General features: G+C 58.6%; 21 protein-coding genes and 2 pseudogenes. 15 read left to right on the top strand and 8 right to left on the bottom strand.

Annotated elements, in window-relative coordinates; translation table 11 throughout:
• The 14 genes and pseudogenes from WLY71_RS21185 to WLY71_RS21120 all read left to right on the top strand — a co-directional run.
• Nucleotides 1–439 (top strand): annotated as a pseudogene (locus tag WLY71_RS21185) (NADH-quinone oxidoreductase subunit NuoG); the annotation flags it as partial.
• Complete coding sequence (gene nuoH, locus WLY71_RS21180) at nucleotides 436–1,443, top strand: NADH-quinone oxidoreductase subunit NuoH (protein WP_008146046.1); 1,008 nt, start codon at nucleotides 436–438, stop codon at nucleotides 1,441–1,443. The pseudogene WLY71_RS21185 and the gene nuoH, both read left to right, overlap by 4 nt.
• Before the next feature lie 12 nt (nucleotides 1,444–1,455).
• On the top strand, nucleotides 1,456–2,001 hold the full coding sequence (gene nuoI / locus WLY71_RS21175; protein WP_218570730.1) for an NADH-quinone oxidoreductase subunit NuoI: 546 nt from the start codon (nucleotides 1,456–1,458) through the stop codon (nucleotides 1,999–2,001).
• 9 nt (nucleotides 2,002–2,010) lie between these two features.
• A complete protein-coding gene (nuoJ, locus tag WLY71_RS21170) occupies nucleotides 2,011–2,514 on the top strand; it encodes an NADH-quinone oxidoreductase subunit J (RefSeq protein WP_095631557.1) in 504 nt (167 codons plus the stop codon).
• Nucleotides 2,515–2,516: 2 nt separating this feature from the next.
• Nucleotides 2,517–2,825: an NADH-quinone oxidoreductase subunit NuoK gene (gene nuoK, locus WLY71_RS21165; RefSeq protein WP_133838688.1), complete on the top strand. Its 309-nt coding sequence runs from the start codon at nucleotides 2,517–2,519 to the stop codon at nucleotides 2,823–2,825.
• Nucleotides 2,822–4,675: an NADH-quinone oxidoreductase subunit L gene (nuoL, locus tag WLY71_RS21160; RefSeq protein ID WP_347805085.1), complete on the top strand. Its 1,854-nt coding sequence runs from the start codon at nucleotides 2,822–2,824 to the stop codon at nucleotides 4,673–4,675. The genes nuoK and nuoL overlap by 4 nt, the downstream gene beginning before the upstream one ends.
• 40 nt (nucleotides 4,676–4,715) lie before the next feature.
• Complete coding sequence (gene nuoM, locus WLY71_RS21155; protein WP_347805084.1) at nucleotides 4,716–6,248, top strand: NADH-quinone oxidoreductase subunit M; 1,533 nt, start codon at nucleotides 4,716–4,718, stop codon at nucleotides 6,246–6,248.
• A 7-nt stretch (nucleotides 6,249–6,255) separates the two neighbouring features.
• On the top strand, nucleotides 6,256–7,719 hold the full coding sequence (nuoN, locus tag WLY71_RS21150; RefSeq protein WP_283180873.1) for an NADH-quinone oxidoreductase subunit NuoN: 1,464 nt from the start codon (nucleotides 6,256–6,258) through the stop codon (nucleotides 7,717–7,719).
• Between the two features lie 249 nt (nucleotides 7,720–7,968).
• A pseudogene (locus WLY71_RS21145) lies at nucleotides 7,969–8,318 on the top strand (toxin).
• Complete coding sequence (locus WLY71_RS21140) at nucleotides 8,308–8,622, top strand: helix-turn-helix domain-containing protein (protein WP_347805083.1); 315 nt, start codon at nucleotides 8,308–8,310, stop codon at nucleotides 8,620–8,622. Before WLY71_RS21145 ends, WLY71_RS21140 begins: the two are co-directional and overlap by 11 nt.
• A gap of 451 nt (nucleotides 8,623–9,073) precedes the next feature.
• The gene (locus tag WLY71_RS21135; protein ID WP_256667330.1) at nucleotides 9,074–9,202 is read left to right on the top strand and encodes a hypothetical protein; all 129 of its coding nucleotides are present in this window, start codon (nucleotides 9,074–9,076) and stop codon (nucleotides 9,200–9,202) included.
• A 47-nt stretch (nucleotides 9,203–9,249) separates the two neighbouring features.
• Entirely contained in the window at nucleotides 9,250–10,485 is a 1,236-nt protein-coding gene (locus WLY71_RS21130; protein ID WP_347805082.1) for a YcaO-like family protein, read from the top strand.
• The gene (locus WLY71_RS21125) at nucleotides 10,482–11,441 is read left to right on the top strand and encodes a class I SAM-dependent methyltransferase (RefSeq protein ID WP_347805081.1); all 960 of its coding nucleotides are present in this window, start codon (nucleotides 10,482–10,484) and stop codon (nucleotides 11,439–11,441) included. Before WLY71_RS21130 ends, WLY71_RS21125 begins: the two co-directional genes overlap by 4 nt.
• Nucleotides 11,441–12,316 (top strand): alpha/beta fold hydrolase, encoded by an 876-nt coding sequence (locus tag WLY71_RS21120; RefSeq protein WP_347805080.1) that lies wholly within the window; start codon nucleotides 11,441–11,443, stop codon nucleotides 12,314–12,316. Before WLY71_RS21125 ends, WLY71_RS21120 begins: the two co-directional genes overlap by 1 nt.
• Before the next feature lie 45 nt (nucleotides 12,317–12,361).
• Here WLY71_RS21120 and WLY71_RS21115 read toward each other — a convergent pair whose 3' ends face one another.
• The 6 genes from WLY71_RS21115 to WLY71_RS21090 are packed head-to-tail and all read right to left on the bottom strand — an operon-like array spanning nucleotide 12,362 to nucleotide 18,299.
• On the bottom strand, nucleotides 12,362–14,104 hold the full coding sequence (locus WLY71_RS21115; protein WP_347805079.1) for an ABC transporter substrate-binding protein: 1,743 nt from the start codon (nucleotides 14,102–14,104) through the stop codon (nucleotides 12,362–12,364).
• A 48-nt stretch (nucleotides 14,105–14,152) separates the two neighbouring features.
• A complete protein-coding gene (locus WLY71_RS21110; protein WP_008146061.1) occupies nucleotides 14,153–14,425 on the bottom strand; it encodes a DUF2160 domain-containing protein in 273 nt (90 codons plus the stop codon).
• Between the two features lie 10 nt (nucleotides 14,426–14,435).
• Nucleotides 14,436–15,236, bottom strand: coding sequence for a carbohydrate ABC transporter permease (locus WLY71_RS21105; RefSeq protein WP_017339615.1), 801 nt, complete (start codon nucleotides 15,234–15,236; stop codon nucleotides 14,436–14,438).
• 8 nt (nucleotides 15,237–15,244) lie between these two features.
• Complete coding sequence (locus tag WLY71_RS21100) at nucleotides 15,245–16,111, bottom strand: carbohydrate ABC transporter permease (RefSeq protein WP_283180876.1); 867 nt, start codon at nucleotides 16,109–16,111, stop codon at nucleotides 15,245–15,247.
• 2 nt (nucleotides 16,112–16,113) lie between these two features.
• Nucleotides 16,114–17,205 (bottom strand): ABC transporter ATP-binding protein, encoded by a 1,092-nt coding sequence (locus WLY71_RS21095; protein ID WP_347805078.1) that lies wholly within the window; start codon nucleotides 17,203–17,205, stop codon nucleotides 16,114–16,116.
• On the bottom strand, nucleotides 17,205–18,299 hold the full coding sequence (locus WLY71_RS21090) for an ABC transporter ATP-binding protein (protein WP_347805077.1): 1,095 nt from the start codon (nucleotides 18,297–18,299) through the stop codon (nucleotides 17,205–17,207). The genes WLY71_RS21095 and WLY71_RS21090 overlap by 1 nt, the downstream gene beginning before the upstream one ends.
• 427 nt (nucleotides 18,300–18,726) lie before the next feature.
• Here WLY71_RS21090 and WLY71_RS21085 point away from each other — a divergent pair, with 427 nt between their 5' ends.
• On the top strand, nucleotides 18,727–20,562 hold the full coding sequence (locus WLY71_RS21085) for a sigma-54-dependent Fis family transcriptional regulator (RefSeq protein WP_347805076.1): 1,836 nt from the start codon (nucleotides 18,727–18,729) through the stop codon (nucleotides 20,560–20,562).
• A 171-nt stretch (nucleotides 20,563–20,733) separates the two neighbouring features.
• Here WLY71_RS21085 and cysS read toward each other — a convergent pair whose 3' ends face one another.
• Together cysS and glnS are read right to left on the bottom strand one after the other, a co-directional pair.
• A complete protein-coding gene (gene cysS, locus WLY71_RS21080) occupies nucleotides 20,734–22,116 on the bottom strand; it encodes a cysteine--tRNA ligase (protein WP_347805075.1) in 1,383 nt (460 codons plus the stop codon).
• Nucleotides 22,117–22,155: 39 nt separating this feature from the next.
• A partial coding sequence (gene glnS, locus WLY71_RS21075; protein ID WP_347805074.1) for a glutamine--tRNA ligase occupies nucleotides 22,156–23,378 on the bottom strand: 1,223 nt, incomplete at its 5' end.

The raw sequence follows: 23,378 nt of genomic DNA, 5'->3' as shown, positions 1-23,378 counted from the left end.
AGCCTGGAACAAGTTCCAGGACGAAGTCGGTGGTCACATCCGCGCTGGCGACCCGGGCACCCGCCTGATCGAAAGCACCGGTGACTCGCTGAACTGGTTTGCCAGTGCTCCTCGCGCGTTCAACCCGGCTCCGGGCACCTGGCAGGTTGTGCCGTTCTTCCACCTGTTCGGCAGCGAAGAGAACTCTTCCAAAGCCGCGCCGGTTCAGGAACGCATCCCGGCCGCCTACGTGTCGCTGGCCAAATCCGAAGCCGACCGTTTGGGTGTCAATGACGGCGCCATGCTCAGTTTGAGCGTTGCTGGCCAGACCCTGCGTCTGCCGCTGCGCATCAACGAAGAGCTGGGTGCCGGTCTGGTCGCATTGCCGGCCGGTATCGCCGGCATTCCGCCAGCGATCTTTGGCAAATCCGTTGACGGTCTGCAGGAGGCAGCTCAATGACCTGGTTCACGCCTGAAGTGATTGACGTGATCATCGCGGTCCTCAAGGCCATCGTGATTCTGCTCGCCGTTGTGGTGTGCGGCGCGCTGCTGAGCTGGGTCGAGCGTCGTCTGCTCGCCCTCTGGCAGGACCGTTACGGTCCGAATCGCGTCGGCCCGTTCGGCGCGTTCCAGATTGCGGCCGACATGATCAAGATGTTCTTCAAGGAAGACTGGACCCCGCCGTTCGCCGACAAAGTGATCTTCACGTTGGCACCGGTCGTGGCCATGAGCGCCTTGCTGATTGCCTTCGCGATCATCCCGATCACCCCGACCTGGGGTGTGGCGGACATCAACATCGGCATCCTGTTCTTCTTTGCCATGGCCGGTCTGTCGGTCTACGCGGTGCTATTCGCCGGCTGGTCGAGTAACAACAAGTTCGCCCTGTTGGGCAGCTTGCGGGCCTCGGCACAAACCGTGTCGTATGAAGTGTTCATGGGCCTGTCGCTGATGGGCATCGTGATCCAGGTCGGCTCGTTCAACATGCGCGACATCGTTGAATACCAGGCGCAGAACCTGTGGTTCGTCATCCCGCAGATCTTCGGTTTCCTGACCTTCTTCATTGCCGGCGTCGCCGTGACTCACCGTCACCCGTTCGACCAGCCGGAAGCGGAGCAGGAACTGGCCGACGGTTACCACATTGAATACGCCGGCATGAAATGGGGCATGTTCTTCGTCGGTGAGTACATCGGCATCGTGTTGATTTCGGCGCTGCTGGTGACGTTGTTCTTCGGTGGCTGGCACGGTCCGTTCGGCATTCTGCCGCAGATCCCGTTCATCTGGTTCGCACTGAAAACCGCGTTCTTCATCATGTTCTTCATCCTGCTGCGCGCCTCGATTCCGCGTCCACGGTATGACCAAGTGATGGATTTCAGCTGGAAGTTCTGCCTGCCGCTGACCCTCGTCAACATGCTGGTGACCGCTGCGATCGTGTTGCTCAACACGCCCGCCGTCGCGGCTCAGTGAGGATAGAGAATCATGAAGTACATATTTGACATCGTGCATGGCTTCTTCACCCAGCTTCGCAGCCTGGTGATGATCTTCGGCCACGCCTTCCGCAAGCGCGACACGCTGCAATACCCGGAAGAGGCGGTGTACCTGCCGCCGCGCTTCCGTGGCCGTATCGTGCTGACCCGCGACCCCGACGGCGAAGAGCGTTGTGTAGCCTGCAACCTGTGCGCCGTGGCGTGCCCGGTTGGTTGCATCTCGCTGCAGAAAGCTGAAACCGAAGACGGTCGCTGGTACCCGGAGTTTTTCCGTATCAACTTCTCGCGCTGCATTTTCTGCGGCCTCTGCGAGGAAGCCTGCCCGACCACCGCGATCCAGCTGACACCGGATTTCGAGATGGCCGAGTTCAAACGTCAGGACCTGGTGTACGAGAAAGAAGATCTGTTGATCTCCGGCCCCGGCAAAAACCCTGATTACAACTTCTATCGTGTTGCAGGTATGGCGATTGCCGGTAAGCCAAAAGGCTCCGCGCAGAATGAAGCCGAACCGATCAACGTGAAGAGCTTGCTGCCTTAAGGAAGAAAGATGGAATTCGCTTTCTATTTCGCATCGGGTATCGCTGTTGTGTCCACGCTTCGCGTGATCACCAACACCAACCCCGTGCACGCCCTGCTCTACCTGATCATTTCGCTGATTGCCGTGGCGATGACGTTTTTCGCCCTTGGCGCACCGTTCGCCGGTGTGCTGGAAGTGATCGCCTACGCTGGCGCCATCATGGTGCTGTTCGTGTTCGTGGTGATGATGCTGAACCTGGGGCCCGCCTCGGTTCAGCAAGAGCGCGTCTGGCTCAAGCCCGGCATCTGGCTCGGCCCGGTCGCACTCGGCGCCCTGCTGCTGGTTGAACTGCTGTACGTGCTGTTCAGCGACGCCAGCGGTCAGGCCATCGGCCACACCACCGTAGACGCCAAGGCCGTGGGCATCAGCCTGTTCGGTCCTTATCTGCTGGTGGTCGAACTCGCCTCGATGCTGCTGCTCGCCGCAGCCGTCACGGCGTTCCACTTGGGCCGCAACGAAGCCAAGGAGCAATGACGATGCCTGCTATCCCTATGGAGCATGGTCTGGCGGTCGCCGGCATCCTGTTCTGCCTCGGTCTGGTCGGCCTGATGGTCCGCCGCAACATTCTCTTCGTGCTGATGAGCCTGGAGGTCATGATGAATGCCTCCGCTCTGGCGTTCATCGTTGCCGGTAGCCGCTGGGGCCAACCGGATGGACAGATCATGTTCATCCTGGTGATCAGCCTCGCAGCCGCCGAGGCCAGTATTGGCCTGGCGATTCTGTTGCAGCTGTATCGCCGCTTCCACACTCTCGATATCGACGCTGCCAGCGAGATGCGCGGATGAATCTTCTCTATCTGACTTTCGTATTCCCTCTCATAGGTTTCCTGCTGCTGGCGTTCTCACGCGGCCGCCTCTCGGAAAACCTGTCGGCGCTGATTGGCGTCGGTTCCATCGGCCTGTCGGCCATCGTCACTGCTTATGTGATCTGGCAGTTCAACGTTGCACCACCTGAAGGCGGTCACTACACGCAAGTGTTGTGGCAGTGGATGGCGGTGGAAGGCTTTACGCCGAACTTCGCGCTGTACCTGGATGGTCTGTCCCTGACCATGCTCGGTGTGGTGGTCGGCGTCGGCTTCCTGATCCACCTGTTCGCGTCCTGGTACATGCGCGGTGAAGCCGGTTACTCGCGCTTCTTCGCCTACACCAACCTGTTTATCGCCAGCATGCTGTTCCTGGTCCTGGGCGATAACCTGTTGTTCCTGTACTTCGGTTGGGAAGGCGTGGGCCTGTGCTCGTACCTGTTGATCGGTTTCTACTACAGCAACCGCAACAACGGTAACGCGGCACTGAAAGCCTTCATCGTCACCCGGATCGGCGACGTGTTCATGGCCATCGGCCTGTTCATCCTGTTCGCACAATTGGGCACGCTGAACATCCAGGAACTGCTGGTGCTGGCACCTCAGAAATTCCAGGCCGGCGACTTCTGGATGGTCATGGCGACCCTGATGCTGCTGGGCGGCGCTGTCGGTAAATCCGCGCAACTGCCGCTGCAAACCTGGCTGGCGGATGCGATGGCCGGTCCTACTCCGGTTTCGGCACTGATCCACGCCGCAACCATGGTGACCGCCGGTGTCTACCTGATCGCCCGTACTCACGGTCTGTTTGCCCTGGCGCCGGATATCCTGCACCTGGTTGGCGTCGTCGGCGGTGTGACCCTGGTACTCGCCGGTTTTGCCGCACTGGTTCAGACCGACATCAAACGTATCCTCGCCTACTCGACCATGAGCCAGATCGGCTACATGTTCCTGGCCCTGGGCGTGGGTGCGTGGGATGGCGCAATCTTTCACCTGATGACCCACGCCTTCTTCAAGGCGCTGCTGTTCCTTGCGTCCGGTGCGGTGATCGTTGCCTGCCACCACGAGCAGAACATCTTCAAGATGGGCGGTCTGTGGAAAAAACTGCCACTGGCCTACGCCAGCTTCATCGTCGGCGGCGCGGCTCTGTCGGCCCTGCCACTGGTCACCGCAGGCTTCTACTCCAAGGACGAAATCCTCTGGGAAGCGTTTGCCAGCGGCAACCACGGTCTGCTGTACGCAGGCCTCGTCGGTGCGTTCATGACTTCGCTGTACACCTTCCGCCTGATCTTCATCGCGTTCCACGGTGAAGTGAAGACCGAAGCACACGCCGGTCACGGCATCGCTCACTGGCTGCCACTGTCGGTGCTGATCGTGCTGTCGACTTTCGTCGGCGCGATGATCGTTCCACCGCTGCACGGTGTGCTGCCGGAAAGCGTCGGCCATGCCGGCGGCGAAGCCAAGCACAGTCTGGAAATCGCCTCGGGCGCCATCGCCCTGGCCGGTATCCTGCTGGCCGCGCTGCTGTTCCTCGGCAAGCGTCGTTTCGTCACTGCAATCGCCAACAGCGGCATCGGCCGCTTCCTTTCGGCCTGGTGGTTCGCTGCCTGGGGCTTCGACTGGATCTACGACAAACTGTTCGTCAAGCCCTACCTTGCGCTCAGCCACGCACTGCGCAAAGACCCGCTCGACCAGACCATCGGTCTGATCCCGCGTATGGCCAAAGGCGGTCACACCGCCCTGAGCCGTACCGAAACCGGTCAACTGCGTTGGTACGCGGCATCGATGGCAGCCGGCTCCGTGCTGGTCATCGGCGCCATCGTGCTGGTAGCGGTCTGAATATGAACCTTGCGAACTTGCGAAAGGAATTGAGCCCGTCATGATTCTGCCTTGGCTAATCCTGATCCCCTTCATCGGCGGCCTGCTGTGCTGGATGGGTGAGCGCTTCGGCGCTACCCTCCCCCGCTGGATTGCGCTGTTGACCATGACCCTGGAACTCGCACTCGGCCTCTGGCTGTGGGCCCATGGTGATTATTCATTTGCTCCGGCCCCTGGCGCCGATCCGAGCTGGGTGCTTGAGTTCAAGCACGTCTGGATCGAGCGCTTCGGCATCAGCGTGCACCTGGCCCTCGACGGCCTGTCGCTGTTGATGATCCTGTTGACCGGTCTGCTGGGTATCCTCTCGGTACTCTGCTCGTGGAAAGAGATCCAGCGTCACGTTGGCTTCTTCCACTTGAACCTGATGTGGATCCTGGGCGGTGTCGTCGGCGTGTTCCTCGCCCTCGACCTGTTCATGTTCTTCTTCTTCTGGGAAATGATGCTGGTGCCGATGTACTTCCTCATCGCGCTCTGGGGTCACAGTTCTTCGGACGGCAAGAAAACCCGGATCTACGCGGCGACCAAGTTCTTCATCTTCACTCAGGCTTCCGGCCTGATCATGTTGGTGGCGATCCTGGGTCTGGTCCTGGTCAACTTCGACGACACCGGCGTGATTACTTTCAACTACGCCGACCTGTTGAAAACCAAGATGTCGCTGACCACCGAGTACATCCTGATGCTCGGCTTCTTCATCGCCTTCGCGGTCAAGTTGCCAGTCGTGCCGTTCCACTCCTGGTTGCCTGATGCTCACGCCCAGGCGCCGACGGCGGGTTCGGTCGACCTGGCCGGTATCTTGTTGAAAACGGCTGCTTACGGTCTGCTGCGTTTCGCCCTGCCGCTGTTCCCGAATGCCTCAGCCGAGTTTGCGCCGATCGCCATGACCCTCGGTCTGATCGGGATTTTCTACGGTGCGTTCCTGGCCTTCGCCCAAACCGACATCAAGCGTCTGATCGCCTACTCCTCCGTTTCCCACATGGGCTTCGTGTTGATCGGCATCTACTCCGGCAGCCAACTGGCGCTGCAGGGTGCGGTGATGCAGATGCTGGCACACGGTCTGTCGGCGGCGGCACTCTTTATCCTCAGTGGTCAACTGTACGAGCGCACCCACACCCGCGACATGCGTGAGATGGGTGGCCTGTGGTCGAAGATCGCTTACCTGCCGGCCGTCAGCCTGTTCTTCGCCGCCGCGTCCCTGGGCTTGCCGGGTACCGGTAACTTTGTGGGTGAGTTCCTGATCCTGATCGGCACGTTCCCGAGCGCCCCATGGATCACTATCATCGCGACGTCCGGTCTGGTGTTCGGTTCGGTCTACTCGCTGATCATGATCCACCGTGCCTACTTCGGCCCGTCCAAATCGGACGCGGTGCTGCATGGCATGGATGGTCGCGAACTGATCATGGTGGTCGGTCTGGCAGCGTTGCTGATTTACATCGGCGTGTACCCGCAACCGTTCCTCGATACCTCTGCTGCGACGATGCATGGCGTGCAGCAATGGCTCGGCACCGCCTTCACTCAACTCGCTTCGGCCCGGTAAGAGCGCTATGGAATTCACGACTCAACACTTTATCGCGCTTGCGCCGTTGTTGATCACCAGCGCCACGATCATCGTGGTGATGCTGGCAATCGCCTGGCGCCGCAACCACTCGCAGACCTTCCTGATTTCCGTGGCGGGTCTGAACCTGGCGTTGCTGTCGATCCTGCCAGCCCTGAAAGTCGCGCCTCTGGCCGTGACTCCACTGCTGCAGATCGACACCTTCGCTTGCTTGTACATGGCGCTGATCCTGGTCGCCACCCTCGCTTGTGTGACCCTCGCCCACGCCTACCTCGGCGATGGCGGCTCGGGTTACCCGGGCAACCGTGAAGAACTTTACCTGCTGATCCTGATGGCCGCCGCCGGTGGCCTGGTGCTGGTCAGCGCGCAGCACCTGGCCGGGTTGTTCATCGGTCTGGAACTGCTCTCGGTACCGGTTTACGGTCTGGTGGCTTACGCCTTCTTCAACAAGCGTTCGCTGGAAGCCGGTATCAAGTACATGGTGCTGTCGGCCGCCGGTTCCGCGTTCCTGTTGTTCGGCATGGCCCTGCTCTACGCTGACTCCGGCAGCCTGAGCTTCGTCGGTATCGGCCAGGCCCTCGCGGCCACCGGCCTGCCAAGTTCGCTGGCGCAACTGGGCCTGGGCATGATGCTGATCGGCCTGGCGTTCAAGCTGTCGCTGGTGCCATTCCACCTCTGGACCCCGGACGTTTACGAAGGTGCTCCGGCACCGGTAGCCGCGTTCCTGGCCACCGCTTCGAAAGTCGCTGTGTTCGCAGTGATGGTGCGTCTGTTCCAGATCTCGCCCGCGGCGAGCAGCGGTGTACTGAGTGACGTGCTGACCATCATCGCCATCGCGTCGATCCTGTTCGGTAACCTGCTGGCACTGACCCAGAGCAACCTCAAGCGTCTGCTGGGTTACTCGTCCATCGCTCACTTCGGTTACCTGCTGATCGCCCTGGTGGCGAGCAAGGGTCTGGCCGTGGAAGCCATCGGCGTGTACCTGGTCACCTACGTGATCACCAGCCTCGGCGCGTTCGGCGTGATCACCCTGATGTCCTCGCCGTACAACGGCCGTGATGCGGATGCCCTGTACGAATACCGCGGCCTGTTCTGGCGCCGTCCGTACCTGACCGCCGTACTGACCGTGATGATGCTGTCCCTGGCCGGTATCCCGCTGACCGCGGGCTTCATCGGCAAGTTCTACATCATCGCTACCGGTGTCGAGTCGCACCAATGGTGGCTGGTCGGTTCCCTGGTACTGGGCAGCGCCATCGGCGTCTTCTACTACCTGCGTGTGATGGTCACCCTGTACCTGATCGAACCGAACCTGCGTCGCCACGATGCGCAACTGCACTGGGAACAGCGTGCAGGCGGCGTGATGCTGCTGGCGATCGCTGCACTGGCGTTCTTCCTCGGTCTGTATCCGCAGCCGTTGCTGATCCTGGTTCAGCAGGCGGGGTTGGCGGGTTGATCGCTTAGCGTTGCTGGGTAAAAACAGAAACGGCACCTTCGGGTGCCGTTTTTGCGTTTGTGGGATTTGTTACTACCAGCCTCCCCTACTTCTGCGATCCCCGAAAGCTCGCGCGGGATTGTCCGTTTCGTCCTACAGCCAGAACCAAGCACTTGGCTCTACCTTGGAGACCAGGACGAAAAGGATGGCTTCGATGCCTTGACCTATTCGATTATCGAGACAACACTATACGTAGGTAGCGTACAGAACTTGGATGCTCTTTTTATCGAATTGCCTGCGTTCCAGAAACACCGAAACGACTATCTGGATGACGATCTGTTTCGCAGCTTTCAACTGGAGTTGCTGAAAAACCCTGAAGCGGGCGATCTCGTGGAAGGTACGGGCGGTTTGCGCAAAGTCCGCTTCTCCGACCAGCGACGAGGCAAAGGCAGCGCAGCGGATTACGGGTGATTTATTACTGGTGGTCAGGTTTCGATCAATTCTGGCTGTTCACGGTGTTCAGCAAAAACGAGCAAGACGACCTGACGCCTGCCCAGAAAAAACTTTTCAGACAAACGCTGGATAGAGAAATCAATACGAGAACCCACTATGAAACGTGACATTTTTTCCGAACTGATGGAGGGCCTCGAAGCCTTGGCCGACGAGCGCCAAGGTAAGGTCACGCTGCGGAGCCACAAGGTTCAGTTGCCAAAACTTGTACCCATCACTGCCGAGGAAGTGGTAGCCATCCGCCAACAGCTCAACCTTTCCCGTTCGGTGTTCGCCATGTACCTGCGCACCAACACCCGGACGCTGGAAAACTGGGAGCAAGGGCGAGCTAAACCAAATGCTCAGGCGACAACGCTGATTCGGTTGGTTGAGCGCTTTCCCGAAACAGTGGAACGGCTCGCAGCGTTAACCTGAACCGACTCAAACACTACAGAAACGGCACCTTCGGGTGCCGTTTTGCATTTTTGGGTCCGAGCGCAGATTCGGCGGTAAAAAGTCGCTGACTCAACACGCCGTTTTGTTTGAAACGACTTTAAGCGCCATAGGAAAAATCGTTGCGCAAAGCATCCAAAGGACCACAAATCTCAGTCATCACGATTTAACTCCTCCATACCGCTGAAATCTCCGACAAGTACATACGCTGAAATCGTTGGACGAGTGTGTTTTGAAATACCGTCTTATTCAGCGCCCGCCCATTGACCACGATAAAAATCGTCAACCCGACAAATAATGTGTACGTATTTCATCTCCCCTTGAAAAATGACATTGAAACGTTCTGTCATTTTTGACCGACCCAACATCTGACTTATACATTTGCTCCGTGCTCGATACGGCACGTCCAACTTCTAACAAAGAGAGTTTAATCATGGGTTACATGAGCAGCTGGAACGCCAACAAAGTGATCGATCTTGAACAACAGGAAGCCCCTACGGCAGAGCAAATCGAAGAGCTGCAACTGACTGAGGCTGAACAGGCCGAACTGGAAGCTGTATAAAAAACGGGGGGGGCCACTGCCCCCCCCGTTTCTCAAGGGAATGGACAATGGACAGGTTCACAATTGCTGAACGAGAACTCAACCTGGAGCAGGCCGAGCAGAGGATTCATGCCGAACTGGATGGCTTGGGACTCAGCGTCGACACCCGCACACTTGGCCGGCAGATCGTCGCGATCCATGTTTCTGTCAGCGCCACCGATCCACACCGTACCGCCAGAGGATCGGGTAAAGGTTACCTGCAACACGCCCGTGTCGGTGCGCTTTATGAAACGCTGGAACATTATTTAAGTGACCCGTTCAATACTTCCGATATTCACTATGTAACCCCGCGGTATTTTTCCAATACGCCACTATTTGCCGACGATACTGTCCTTGCACATATCGTCAAACAACCCAATGCCTTAACAGGCTGCCGAACGTATACGAGCGTTCTAAATCACACTTCATTTTCTTATCCGGTCGCTCTGAGCACTCCCGGATACTCACGGCAGACGCTGGAACAAGACACAACGAACTATGGCGCACTGCAGCGTTATGCCAGTAATAGTGGAACGGCTATTGGCGCAAGTTATAACGAGGCGGTCTTGCATGCGGCCAATGAATGCATAGAGCGTGATGCACTTTCGTTGTTTCTACTGAAACACTTTTACTACGAAGTCCACCCTCCCTTGCGCCGCGTCGCGCGTATGTCCCCTCAAGACGCTCTGGGTCGGCTATGGCTGGACGCCGAAGCGGAGATCGGCGCCGAGATTATCCTTGTCGACATCAGCACTGAATTTCTTGCGCGAACCTTTCTGGCCTTTTCAACCGCATCTTGCGCCCAGCCACGAGTCTTCGGCACCGGTTGCTCGATCAGTGCCCGGCATGGTGCCTGGCGAGCGCTAACCGAACTGGTGCAGTTGCATCACTCGGCCTCGGAGCCTGAACTGAGAGACTATCTGAGTAACGCACAACGCCATCTGACTAAATTCCCTCGCCTTTTGCGCTGCCTGCGATTCGATCTGTATCCACTGTTGAACCTGTGCGAGCAGCAAACGGTGATCTTGCCCGCTGCCCCCGATGAGCCGCCATTGGCCGAGCAGATTGGGCTTCTGGCCGAGGACCTGCACCGGCATGGGCGCACGCTGGGCATTGCACAGCTTCATCAGACCGAACTCGGGACCACGCTAGTCAATGTCGTCATTCCGGGGCTGGAGCGTTTTTTCGTTGTTTCCAGCGGCAATGTGGTGATCCCGCAGGCGCGGGGGCGGCGACTGGAAAACAGGCATGGAGTGCCGGCATGAACCCTCGATTCGATACGAGCGACACCCTTCGAGAACAACGGCTGGCTGATACCTTCGCCCATTCCTTTGCATCCCCGGGCGAACTCAATCGCTACATCGAGCCCTTGGGGCCAGGACTGCACCATCTCTTCGTTTTGCGTATTAATGACCGCGACTGGGTAGGCCGAAAAGTCCTGCAACCTACTGAACCTGACGGCTGGCACATCAACAGCCTGCTAAGGCCCTGGATGTTGCTCGGCCCGCTGGCTCAACTGCATTGGGGTAATGAAGGTGCAGTGATCTCTTTTCGAGGGGTTACCCCGCAAGAAAAGGAAACGGCTTTCCACATCGCCCAGACTCAACCGGACAGCGAAATCTATTTCCCGTTTCCTGCCACTGATGACACAGGGCAGGAGTTTGTATGCCCGCCCGAATACTGGCAGTGCACTGAGTCGCTCGTCACACAGCTGGATGCCGACGAAAGTCACTTTCGCCAGCATTGTGCAGTCTTGCTCAAAACGATATCGAGCGCCGGCACAGTGATCCATGATCCGGCGTGTTCGACTGGCGAGTTCATTGCGCACCTGGCCCGCGAGCTCCCGGATCGTCGTTGTCTGGGCTCTGATCGATCGGTTTCGATGATCGAGCACGCCAAAATTCGTCATGGCACCTCATCCGCCGAGTTTTACCTGGCCGATGCCCGCAACGCCGCCTCAACCGGCGTTAAATGTGATGTTCTGATACTGCGTTTCCTCAATGCCGAAGTGATGACTCGCACCGACGCGCAGCAAACATTGCACGATATGGCACCGTGCGTGAATCCGGGAGGCACGATTATCATTTTCGGTCATACGCCAGTATTGATCGCTGTTCCCTACATGGCCCAGGTACTGAAACTGCAGCTGATTTCCAGCGTAGCGGCCCGCCCTGGGCACAGGGAACTGTTCCAGTTCTATAGGCTGAGGGTTCCCCTCTGATGGCTGCCTTCCTGAACAAAGGCTACTACCCAACCGGCGACGGCCACCATCTCTACTGGGAGCGGCACGGTACACCGGGCAGCGAACCGATATTTTTCCTGCACGGTGGCCCGGGTGGTCGCTGTACTCCCCATCACCTTGAGTTCTTCGATCTGCGATGTTTCGACATCATTGTGTTCGACCAGCGTGGCTGCGGGCGCTCCCGCCCCCTTGGCGAACTTCAGCACAACAACACCGGACTATCCATTGAAGACATCGATGCCCTGCGTCGGCATTTTGGTTTCGACAAAATCAGCTTGCTGGGCGTTTCATGGGGAAGCTGGCTGGCCATTCAATACCAGCAGCGCTATCCCGAGGCCGTTCTGAAAACCACGCTGGTCTCGGTGTTTGTGCCGTTTTCGGCGAATGTCAGTGCCTACGATAAAACCTTGAGCGAAGGCTTATCTGAAATAACCAATGGCTCCAGCGGCAACAGTGCGCGAGGTATCTACCAGATACTGAGCCATGGTTGCGAGGTACAACAGCGTCAGGCAGCCATCCATTGGCTGCGGGCCATTTTGCAATTGAACGGGCAATCAATGGGTTTGCGCGCACTCGAAGACTTCGTCAATGAGGAGGCCGTGCGCGCCATCCGGCTGGAGTTGCATTACCACGTTAATCGTTACTTCTTCACATCGCTAGGCGAGAGTCTTTCGCTCGACGCCAATACCCTGGTGATACAAGGCATCAGGGACACCTTCGGCATGTCCAGCGTACGCTGGCTTCGCCAGCGCCAGAACATCCATTGCCGGCTGCTCCACGCCGGACACAACGCCTTCGACCTCCCGATAATGAAAGCCGTGCAACAGTTACTGAAACGTGAAAGTGACCGTTAACAAAAACGGCACCCGAAGGTGCCGTTCAACACTGCTGATGGTCTGTTAATTGCGCGCCGCCTCCCACGATTTCAGCAGTTCGGCATAGCTCACGGTTTCACCTTTAGGCTTCTCGTTCGCCAGTTTCGGCTTCGGTGCACCCGGTTGGTCCAACCAGTACTGCGCGTCGCGCTCGGGGTTCATCTTCGGTGCGCAGGTGGCTTGCGCCTTCGAGCGTTCCAGGCGGGTCATGATCGCGTCCTGATCCTTGGCCAAACCATCCAGCGCCTGTTGCGGGGTTTTCTCGCCGCTGGCGGCTTCGGCGATGTGGCTCCACCACAGTTGCGCCAAACGCGGATAGTCCGGCACGTTGGTCCCGGTCGGGGTCCATTGCACACGGGCCGGGCTGCGATAGAACTCGACCAGACCACCGAGTTTCGGTGCCAGGTCGGTCATGGCTTGCGAGTTGATGTCCGACTCGCGGATTGGCGTCAGGCCAACGATGGTTTTCTTCAGGGATACGGTTTTCGAGGTCACGAACTGCGCGTACAGCCAGGCTGCGAGTTTTTGCTTCTCAGGCGTGGACTTGAGGAAGGTCCAGGAACCGGCGTCCTGATAACCGAGTTTCATGCCCTCTTCCCAATACGGACCTTTCGGCGATGGTGCCATGCGCCATTTCGGCGTGCCGTCGGCGTTCATTACCGGCAAGCCCGGTTTGGTCATGTCGGCGGTAAACGCGGTGTACCAGAAGATCTGCTGCGCGATGTTGCCCTGGGACGGCACCGGACCGGATTCGGAGAAGGTCATGCCTGCCGCTTCCGGTGGCGCATATTTCTTCAGCCAGTCGACGTATTTGGTGGTTGCATAGACCGCCGCCGGGCCGTTGGTGTCGCCGCCGCGGGTCACGCTGGAACCAACCGGATGGCAGTCCTCGACGCGGATGCCCCACTCGTCCACCGGCAAGCCGTTGGGAATGCCCTTGTCGCCAGCGCCGGCCATGGAGAACCAGGCATCGGTGAAGCGCCAGCCCAGGGACGGATCTTTCTTGCCGTAGTCCATGTGACCGTAGACGCGCTTGCCGTCGATTTCCTTGATGTCTTCACTGAAGAATTTGGCGATGTCTTCATAGGCCGACCAGTTCACCGGCACGCCCAGTTCATAACCGTATTTTTCTTTGAATTTTGCTTTCAGATCCGCCCGCTCGAACCAGTCAGCGCGGAACCAGTACAGGTTGGCGAACTGCTGGTCGGGCAGTTGATAGATCTTGCCGTCCGGCGCGGTAGTGAACGAGATGCCGATGAAGTCTTTGATATCCAGGGTCGGCGAGGTGTAGGCCTTGCCTTCGTTGGCCATCAGGTCGGTGATCGATTCGGTTTTGCCGTAGCGAAGGTGCGTGCCGATCAGGTCCGAGTCGTTGACCCAACCGTCATAGATGTTCTTGTCCGATTGCATCTGGGTCTGCAGCTTTTCCACCACGTCGCCTTCTTGCAGCAAGTCGTGGGTCAGCTTGATCCCGGTGATCTCGGTAAAGGCTTTGGCCAGCGTTTTGGATTCATATTCGTGGGTCGCGATGGTTTCCGAGACCACCTTGATGCTCATCCCGCGAAACGGCTCGGACGCCTTGATGAACCACTTCAGCTCTTCGAGCTGCTGGGCTTCGGTCAGGGTGGACGGTTTGAATTCGCTGCCAATCCATTTCTTGGCCGCGTCTTCATAGGCATCGGCCCAGGCTGCCGCACTCAGCCCGCTGAGTGCCAGCATGGCTGCCAATGAAACGCTATGTCGCAGCTTATTGTTTTTGTCGAACATAGAGACCTCCTGTTTGGGTTTCGGAGCAACATTGCCGATCGATTTCGACTAGCCCCAACGCATCACAGCCAACAGCCACACCAGGGACAACGCGAACGCAACCCAGATGCTCCAGTCGGTGACGCCGATTACCAGCAAATGCAGGTAGGCGCTGCCGAGAAGACCGATAAACAACCGATCGCCACGGGTGGTGGCAATCGGCAACAAACCACGCCGAAGAATGCTCGGCGAACGCAATTCCCAAGTCGTCATGCCCACCAGAATCAAGGCAATGACGCTGAAGAATGCCGCCGTAGGGCCGGTCCAACTCATCCATTCCATCATCAGCTCCTCAGACCCGGCCCAGGGCAAAGCCCTTGGCCACGTGGTTGCGAACAAACCAGATCACCAGCATGCCTGGCAGGATAGTCAACACCCCCGCCGCCGCCAGCACGCCCCAGTCGATGCCGGACGCCGAGACCGTGCGCGTCATCACCGCCGCAATCGGTTTGGCGTTGACCGACGTCAGCGTCCGCGCCAACAGCAGTTCGACCCAAGAAAACATAAAGCAGAAAAATGCCGTCACGCCGATCCCGGAACCAATCAGCGGAACGAAAATCTTCACGAAGAACTTGGGAAAACTGTAGCCGTCGATGTAGGCGGTTTCGTCGATTTCCTTGGGAACCCCGGACATGAAACCTTCGAGGATCCACACCGCCAACGGCACGTTAAACAGGCAGTGAGCCAACGCGACGGCGATGTGCGTATCGAACAAACCGATCGAGGAATATAGCTGGAAGAACGGCAGCAAAAACACCGCCGGCGGCGCCATACGATTGGTCAACAGCCAGAAGAACAGGTGCTTGTCACCGAGGAACCGATAGCGCGAGAACGCATACGCCGCCGGCAATGCCACGCTCAGCGAAATCACCGTGTTCAGGCTCACGTAGTACAGCGAGTTGAGGTAACCGGTGTACCAGGCCGGATCGGTGAAGATCACCTTGTAGTTGGCGAAGGTGAAATCCTGCGGAAACAAGGTCAGGCCGCTGAGGATTTCGGTGTTGCTCTTGAAGGACATGTTCAGCAGCCAATAGATCGGCACCAGCAGGAACAGGATGTAGATCAGCAACGGGATCAGCTTTCTCTTGCTCATGGCAGACCTCAGCGGTTGGCGTCAGAGTGAGTCATGGCCGTATAAAACAGCCAGGACACCAACAGGATGATCAGGAAGTACACCAGCGAGAAAGCCGCCGCCGGGCCGAGGTCGAACTGCCCGATCGCCATTTGCGTCAGGGTCTGACTCAAGAAAGTCGTGGCATTCCCCGGACCGCCACCGGTCAGCACAAACGGCTCGGTGTAGATCATGAAACTGTCCATGAACCGCAACATCACCGCGATCAACAGCACGCTCTTGAGCTTGGGCAATTGGATGTGTCGGAAAACCGCCCAGGCCGATGCCCGATCAATCCGCGCCGCTTGGTAGTACACGTCCGGAATCGCCCGCAGCCCCGAGAAACACAACAGCGCCACCAACGACGTCCAGTGCCAGACGTCCATCACCAGCACCGTGACCCAGGCGTCCATGGTGTTGGCCGCATAGTTGTAGTTCAGACCCATGGCCTTGAGGCTGGCGCCGAGCAGACCAATGTCCGCCCGACCGAAGATCTGCCAGATCGTCCCCACCACGTTCCACGGAATCAGCAACGGAATCGCCAGGATAATCAGCACCAGCGACGACCAGCGACCCTTGGTCGGCATGGTCAGGGCGATGGCGATGCCCAGCGGGATTTCGATCAGCAGCACACAGCCGGAGTAAATGAACTGGCGCAGCAACGAGTCATGCAGGCGCGGATCGAGCAGCACTTGCCTGTACCAGTCGGCGCCGACGAAGTAGCGGCTGGACTGGTCGAAGATGTCCTGCACCGAGTAGTTGACCACCGTCATCATCGGGATCACCGCACTGAACGCCACCAGCAAAAACACCGGCAACACCAGCCACCAGGCCTTGTTGTTCTGCACCTTGTTCATGGCTACGTCTCCAGGAGATATTCGTCGGCATACACCATCAACCATTGAGCCGGGAAGCTGATGTAGGCGGTTCCCTCAGGCACTGGCTTGTCTTCGGCCAGGCGCACTTTCAAAGGGGCGCCGTCGAGGTTCAGGGTCATGATCTTGTAGGTGCCAAGGTCTTCAACGTGTACGACCTGTGCCTGCATCGCCTCATCAAACGGCTCGTCCCACACGTGCACGAACTCCGGACGGATGCCGACTTTCAGGGTTTTCCACTCGGACTCGGCGATGCGTTTCTGCTGAGCATCGGAAAGCGGCAAATGAGTCGAGGCGAAACCGACACCGCCGGGCTGCGGCTGTACCTCGATCAGGTTCATCCCCGGACTGCCGATGAAATAGCCGACAAAGGTGTGGCTCGGCCGCTCGAACAGTTCTCTCGGCGTACCGAATTGCACAATCTGCCCGCCATACATCACCGCGATCTTGTCGGCGAAGGTCGAGGCCTCCAACTGATCGTGGGTGACGTAGACCATGGTGATGTTGAACTGCTCGTGGATCTGCTTGAGCTTGCGTCGCAACTTCCACTTCAGGTGCGGATCGATCACGGTCAGCGGTTCATCGAACAGGATCGCCGAGACGTCATCGCGCACCAGCCCACGGCCCATGGAGACTTTCTGCTTTTCGTCGGCGGTGAGGTTGCGCGCCTTCTTGCTCAGCAGCGTCTGGAGATCGAGAACTTCGGCGATTTCCTGCACCTTGCTGTGAATTTTCGCCTCGGCCATGCCCTGATTGCGCAGCGGGAAGGCCAGGTTGTCGAACACCGTCATGGTGTCGTAGACCACCGGAAACTGGAAAACCTGGGCGATGTTGCGCTTCTCCGGGGTCAGTTCATTCACCACTTTGCTGTCGAACAGCACCTGACCCTGAGACGGACTGAGCAATCCGGAAATGATGTTGAGCAAGGTCGACTTGCCGCAGCCCGAAGGCCCGAGCAAGGCATAGGCACCGCCCTGCTCCCAGACGTGGTCCATCTCGCGGATCGCGTAGTCCTCGGGGCCGGTCGGCGTGCGGGTGTAACTGTGGGCGAGGTGTTGCAAACGAATTTCGGCCATCAGGCAACCCTCGCGATACGGCGACCGGGCGCCTGGACCAGCCGCCCCTGCGTATCGAAGACAAACAGTTTATGGGTCGGGATATAGATACGAATCGGCGCGTCGACGTCGTATTCGTGGACGCCCGGCAAGTGCAGCACCAGCAGGAAATGTTCGTTGCGCACGTGCAGGAAGGTTTCCGACCCACTGATCTCCGCCACCTCGACGGTTACCGCCAGTTCCAGATCATCATCGTTGCTCGGCACCAGCGAAATATGGCTGGGCCGTACGCCAAAGCGGAACTCGCCCTCGCCCACCGGCCGCAAATCGACGTTGAGCGGAAAGTGCACGAAATTGGCGAAGCTGACTTCGTTACCGGCGATACGTCCCGGCATCAGGTTGATCGGCGGCTCGGAGAACAGCTCTGCCGCCAGCACGGTTTGCGGCTGGTGATAAACCTCGGAAGACTTGCCGCTCTGAATCACCCGGCCTTCGTGAAGAATGGTGGTGGTGCCGCCCAGCGCCAGGGCTTCGTTGGGTTCGGTGGTGGCGTAGATGGCGATGGTGTGGTGAGCCTTGAACAGCTCGCGCATTTCCTGACGCAGTTCTTCGCGCAGTTTGTAGTCGAGGTTCACCAGCGGTTCGTCGAACAGGATCAGCTCGGCATCCTTGACCAGCGCCCGGGCCATGGCCGTGCGCTGTTGCTGACCGCCGGAGAGTTCGAGGGGGTGGCGCTGGAGGAATTTCTCGATGCGCAACATCTTCGCGGTTTCCAGCACCTTGCTCTGGATCAGCTCATTGGAAACGCCGCCCTGGCGCAATGGCGAAGCGATGTTCTCGAACACCGTCATGGTCGGGTAGTTGATGAATTGCTGATAGACCATCGACACATTGCGCAAACGCACCGGGCGCTGGGTGACGTCGACGCCGTTCATCAGGATGCGACCGCTGTCGGGCTTGTCCAGACCGGCCATCAGGCGCATGAGACTGGTTTTGCCGGACAGCGTGCGCCCGAGCAAAACGTTGAAGGATCCGGCTTCGAAAGTAAGGCACGCATCGTCGATCCAGGTCTGGCCCTCGACGGTGCGGCTGACGTGCTCCAGGGTTAATGACATGGCTCGGCCTTTTTATTATTGGAGTCAAGCGACCTGACCAACAGAGCGACATTCGTGCCAGAAATTGCAAGCCGTTGATCCGGCTTGAGAATCTTGCAAATGGAAGAAAAACTGCGTTCGTTGCTGAACAGAAATGAACAACCGCGACTGAACAATTGAACAATCCGCCGGTTGACAATGAACAATAGTGAACAACACTCTACGGATGCTTTTACTGCGGGAAATTCTGAATTGCGCGCGCCCTTGTAGCAGCTGCCGAAGGTTGCGTCCGGCGACGCAGTCGTCGTGAAATCAGGCATCGCGGTGTATCAGGATGACCGCGTTTACAGGTTTGACGACGACTGCGTCGCCGAACGCAGGCTTCGCCAGCTGCTACATGGATCGCGTTACTCATAACAAAAATAATAATGCTCAGAGATCGACTGCCATGGCCGCACCCGCCTTGCCGCTCTCCCACGACGCCATCATCCAGGACTCCTGGTCCCGTTGCCGCGCGTTCGGCCTCAATCATCAGAGCACACCGGCGTTCGATCAGTTGCCGGCCGAGGGCATTGCGCAATTGCTGGAGAGCCAGCACTCACTGGTGCAAACCACTCACCAGGAAGTCCTGCCGTATTACGAGAACATCCTCAGCAACTCCAACTGCCTGATCATGCTCGCCGACAATCAGGGCCAGGTGCTGACGTCCTGGGGCACCCAGCGTTTTATCGAGCCGAACCTGACCCGCGGTTTCAGTGCCGGCGCCAGCTGGATGGAACGCTGCAGCGGCACCAATGCGATCGGCACCGCGCTGGCCTGCGAGCAGGCGGTGCACATCGAGCACGACGAACATTTCCTCAAGGCCAACCGTTTCATGACCGGTTCCGCCGCACCGATTTTCGATGCCGACCGCAAAGTCATCGCGGTGCTGGATGTGTCCAGCGACAGCTACCTGCCACCGTCCCACACCCTCGGCATGGTCAAGATGATGAGTCAGACCGTGGAAAACCGGCTGATCCTCAACCTGTTCCATGGCCAGCATTTCCAACTGACCTTCAACACCGGACTGAACAACCTCGACAGCCAATGGGCGGGCCTGTTGATCTTCGACGAGACGGGCCAGGTGCTGTCCGCCAACCGCCGGGCCGACAATTTACTGGGCATCAGCCTGTCGCGGGTCAGTGTCGAAAGCCTGTTCAAGGTCTCGCTGCTGGAGTTGTTGAACCAGCCGGACGGCCTGCCCTTCGCCTTGCAAACCTCGGGACGCAACCGCTTCCAGTGCCTGTTGAAGCGGCCGAAACAGACAGTGATTCAGGCGCGGCTGTTTGCAGAACCCACGGTTGCGACACCGGTAGCGATCAGCCTCAATACCCTGCATTTCGGTGACAGCCGCGTGGAAAAAGCCGTGCGCCAGGCCGAGCGGTTGCTGGAAAAAGACATTCCGTTGTTAATCCACGGCGAAACCGGGGTCGGCAAGGAAGTCTTCGTCAAAGCCCTGCATCAGGCCAGTTCGCGGAGCAAAAAACCCTTCATTGCCGTCAACTGTGCAGCCATCCCCGCCGAACTGGTGGAGTCTGAGCTATTTGGCTACGAGAAAGGCGCGTTCACTGGCGCCAACCAGAAAGGCAGCATCGGGCTGATCCGCAAGGCTGACAAAGGCACGCTATTCCTAGATGAAATCGGTGATATGCCGTTGCCGACTCAGGCCCGACTGCTGCGAGTTTTGCAGGAGCGTTGCGTGCAACCAGTGGGTAGTAGCGAGTTGTTCCCGGTGGATATACGTATTATTTCGGCAACCAACCGCTCGTTGCGCGAACAGGTTCAGCTCGGGCGGTTTCGTGAGGATCTTTATTACCGCATCGGCGGTTTGACCCTCGAACTACCTCCTCTGCGCGAACGCAGTGACAAGGAAGCACTGTTCAAACGCCTGTGGGAGCAACACCGCGAGCCGAGCCAATGGGCCGGACTGAGCCGAGAGGTGCTGGAGTTGTTCAGCCGTCATCCGTGGCCGGGGAATTTAAGACAGGTCAGCAGCGTGATGCAGGTAGCGCTGGCCATGGCCGAGGAACAACCGGTACGGCCGGAGCATTTGCCGGATGATTTCTTTGTTGATTTGGAGCTGGAGCCGGTGGATTTACCGGAGCCGTTGGCGGTGGATTTGAATGATGCCGAGGATTTGAATCGGCAGCTGCAGGCGGCCGGGGGGAATATTTCGCATTTGGCGCGGCGGTTGGGGGTTAGCAGGAATACCCTTTACAAGCGATTGCGGCAGTTGGAGGGTTAACGGCGAAGATCAAAAGATCGCAGCCTTCGGCAGCTCCTACACAGGTGTGTATCCCACCGTCGTGGACGAACCCAATCCCGTAGGAGCTGCCGAAGGCTGCGATCTTTTGATCTTCAACCAAACAAACAAAAACCCGCACAAGGCGGGTTTTGTTTGGGGCAAACGCAGCAATCAGTCAGCGAGACGCCAGGTCGTGCCGCCCTTGCCGTCTTCCAGCACCACGCCCATGGCGGTCAGCTGGTCGCGGATGCGGTCGGATTCGGCCCAGTCCTTGTTGGCACGGGCAGTCAAACGCGCCTGAATCAGCGCCTCAACCTCAGCCGCATCCACCCGCCCTTCGGCACCGGCCTGCAGGAAGTCATCAGCTTCGAGCTGCAACACACCCAGCACGCTGGCCAGTTCCTTCAAGCGAGCCGCCAGACCCGCCGCTGCATCGAGATCACTCTCACGCAGACGATTGATCTCGCGAACCATCTCGAACAGCACCGCGCAGGCTTCCGGCGTGCCGAAGTCGTCGTTCATCACCTGAGTGAAACGCTCGACAAAGGCTTCGCCACCGGCCGGCGCCACGCTCGGCAGGCCTTTCAACGCATGGTAGAAACGCTCGAGCGCGCCTTTGGCGTCCTTGAGGTTGTCTTCCGAATAGTTGATCGCGCTGCGGTAGTGGCTCGACACCAGCAGGTAACGCACGACTTCCGGGTGGTACTTTTCCAGCACGTCGCGAATGGTGAAGAAGTTGTTCAAGGACTTGGACATCTTCTCGCCATTGATGCGAATCATGCCGCAATGCATCCACGCGTTGGCGTAGGTCTTGCCGGTCGCCGCTTCGCTCTGGGCGATTTCGTTTTCATGGTGCGGGAACTCGAGGTCGCTGCCGCCGCCATGAATGTCGAAGGTCTCGCCGAGGCAGCAGGTCGACATCACCGAGCACTCGATGTGCCAGCCCGGACGACCGTCGCCCCACGGCGAAGGCCAGCTCGGTTCGCCCGGCTTGGCGCCTTTCCACAGCACGAAGTCCAGCGGGTCCTGTTTCGACTCGTCGACTTCGATCCGCGCGCCGATGCGCAGGTCTTCGATCTTCTTGCGCGACAGCTTGCCGTAGCCCATGAACTTGGCGACGCGGTAATACACGTCGCCATTGCCCGGGGCGTAGGCGTAACCCTTGTCGATCAGGGTCTGGATCATGGTCTGCATGCCGGCGATGTGATCGGTGGCCCGCGGTTCCATGTCCGGCTTGAGGATATTGAGGCGCGCCTCGTCCTCGTGCATTGCGGTGATCATGCGCTCGGTCAGCACGTCGAACGGCTCACCGTTCTCCTTGGCCCGATTGATGATCTTGTCTTCAATGTCGGTGATGTTGCGCACATAAGTCAGGTTATAACCGCTGAACCGCAACCAGCGGGTCACCAGGTCGAACGCGACCATGCTGCGGCCATGGCCAATATGGCAGTAGTCGTACACGGTCATCCCGCAGACGTACATGCGCACATTGTTGCCATCCAGAGGCTTGAAGACTTCTTTGCTCTTGGTGAGCGTGTTGTAGATCGTAAGCACGTTAGGTTGCCTATTTATCAAAGCCGGTCAGGCCTGTAATCACTGGCCCCACGAATCACGCAAGGTCACGGTACGGTTGAACACCGGATGACCGGGTTTCGAGTCCTTGATATCCGCGCAGAAGTAACCTTCGCGCTCGAACTGGAAACGGTCTTCCGGCTGTGCATTGCCCAGCGAAGGCTCGGCACGACAACCGGTGAGGACTTGCAGCGAGTCAGGGTTGATGTTGTCCAGGAAACTGGCGCTGTCTTCGGCCTTCTCTGGGTTAGCCGAACGGAACAGGCGATCGTACAGACGCACTTCACACTCGACGCTGGCCGCAGCCGGCACCCAGTGCACCACGCCTTTGACCTTGCGGCCTTCAGGGTTCTTGCCCAGGGTTTCCGGGTCATACGAGCAACGCAGTTCGACGATGTTGCCATCGGCGTCCTTGATCGCTTCGTCGGCGCGAATCACGTAGCTGCCGCGCAGACGCACTTCGCCGGCCGGTTCCAGGCGCTTGTAGCCTTTTGGCGGCTCTTCCATGAAGTCTTCACGGTCGATGTAGATCTCACGGGCGAACGGCAGGACGCGCACGCCCATGTCTTCTTTCGGGTGGCACGCCAGTTCGAGGTTCTCGACCTGGCCTTCCGGGTAGTTGGTGATCACGACTTTCAGCGGGCGCAGCACGCACATGGCACGCGGGGCGCTGTGGTCGAGGTCGTCACGGATGCTGAATTCCAGCATGCCGAAGTCGACCACGCCGTCGGATCGGTTGGTGCCGATCATGTCGCAGAAGTTGCGGATCGATTTCGGCGTGTAGCCACGGCGGCGGAAGCCGGACAGCGTGGACATGCGCGGATCGTCCCAACCGTGAACGTGCTTTTCATCGACCAGTTGCTTGAGCTTGCGCTTGCTGGTGATCGTGTAGTTCAGGTTCAGACGGCTGAACTCGTACTGACGCGGTTGCGCCGGCACGGGCAGGTTCTCGAGGAACCACTCGTACAGCGGACGGTGGCTTTCGAACTCCAGGGTGCAGATCGAGTGGGTGATGCCTTCGATGGCGTCCGACTGACCGTGGGTGAAGTCGTAGTTCGGGTAGATGCACCACTTGTCACCGGTCTGGTGGTGGTGAGCGTGACGGATGCGATACATGATCGGGTCGCGCAGGTTCATGTTCGGCGAGGCCATGTCGATCTTGGCCCGCAGCACGCGTGCGCCGTCCTTGAATTCACCGGCCTTCATGCGGGCGAACCAGTCCAGGTTCTCTTCCACGGAGCGAT

Source organism: Pseudomonas rossensis, from assembly GCF_039888995.1.
Classification (GTDB): domain Bacteria; phylum Pseudomonadota; class Gammaproteobacteria; order Pseudomonadales; family Pseudomonadaceae; genus Aquipseudomonas; species Aquipseudomonas rossensis.
The sequence above is the reverse complement of the archived record's forward strand: the minus strand, read 5'-3'. Positions and strand labels throughout refer to the sequence as shown.

Coding starts and splice junctions, on each gene's coding strand:
- WLY71_RS21125 (WP_347805081.1), top strand. CDS start 10,482: ATGAACCCTCGATTCGATACGAGCGACACCCTTCGAGAACAACGGCTG.
- WLY71_RS21110 (WP_008146061.1), bottom strand. CDS start 14,425: ATGGAATGGATGAGTTGGACCGGCCCTACGGCGGCATTCTTCAGCGTC.
- nuoL (WP_347805085.1), top strand. CDS start 2,822: ATGAATCTTCTCTATCTGACTTTCGTATTCCCTCTCATAGGTTTCCTG.
- WLY71_RS21090 (WP_347805077.1), bottom strand. CDS start 18,299: ATGTCATTAACCCTGGAGCACGTCAGCCGCACCGTCGAGGGCCAGACC.
- WLY71_RS21115 (WP_347805079.1), bottom strand. CDS start 14,104: ATGTTCGACAAAAACAATAAGCTGCGACATAGCGTTTCATTGGCAGCC.
- WLY71_RS21085 (WP_347805076.1), top strand. CDS start 18,727: ATGGCCGCACCCGCCTTGCCGCTCTCCCACGACGCCATCATCCAGGAC.
- nuoJ (WP_095631557.1), top strand. CDS start 2,011: ATGGAATTCGCTTTCTATTTCGCATCGGGTATCGCTGTTGTGTCCACG.
- WLY71_RS21105 (WP_017339615.1), bottom strand. CDS start 15,236: ATGAGCAAGAGAAAGCTGATCCCGTTGCTGATCTACATCCTGTTCCTG.
- nuoK (WP_133838688.1), top strand. CDS start 2,517: ATGCCTGCTATCCCTATGGAGCATGGTCTGGCGGTCGCCGGCATCCTG.
- WLY71_RS21120 (WP_347805080.1), top strand. CDS start 11,441: ATGGCTGCCTTCCTGAACAAAGGCTACTACCCAACCGGCGACGGCCAC.
- nuoH (WP_008146046.1), top strand. CDS start 436: ATGACCTGGTTCACGCCTGAAGTGATTGACGTGATCATCGCGGTCCTC.
- WLY71_RS21095 (WP_347805078.1), bottom strand. CDS start 17,205: ATGGCCGAAATTCGTTTGCAACACCTCGCCCACAGTTACACCCGCACG.
- WLY71_RS21140 (WP_347805083.1), top strand. CDS start 8,308: ATGAAACGTGACATTTTTTCCGAACTGATGGAGGGCCTCGAAGCCTTG.
- nuoM (WP_347805084.1), top strand. CDS start 4,716: ATGATTCTGCCTTGGCTAATCCTGATCCCCTTCATCGGCGGCCTGCTG.
- nuoN (WP_283180873.1), top strand. CDS start 6,256: ATGGAATTCACGACTCAACACTTTATCGCGCTTGCGCCGTTGTTGATC.
- WLY71_RS21130 (WP_347805082.1), top strand. CDS start 9,250: ATGGACAGGTTCACAATTGCTGAACGAGAACTCAACCTGGAGCAGGCC.
- WLY71_RS21135 (WP_256667330.1), top strand. CDS start 9,074: ATGGGTTACATGAGCAGCTGGAACGCCAACAAAGTGATCGATCTTGAA.
- WLY71_RS21100 (WP_283180876.1), bottom strand. CDS start 16,111: ATGAACAAGGTGCAGAACAACAAGGCCTGGTGGCTGGTGTTGCCGGTG.
- nuoI (WP_218570730.1), top strand. CDS start 1,456: ATGAAGTACATATTTGACATCGTGCATGGCTTCTTCACCCAGCTTCGC.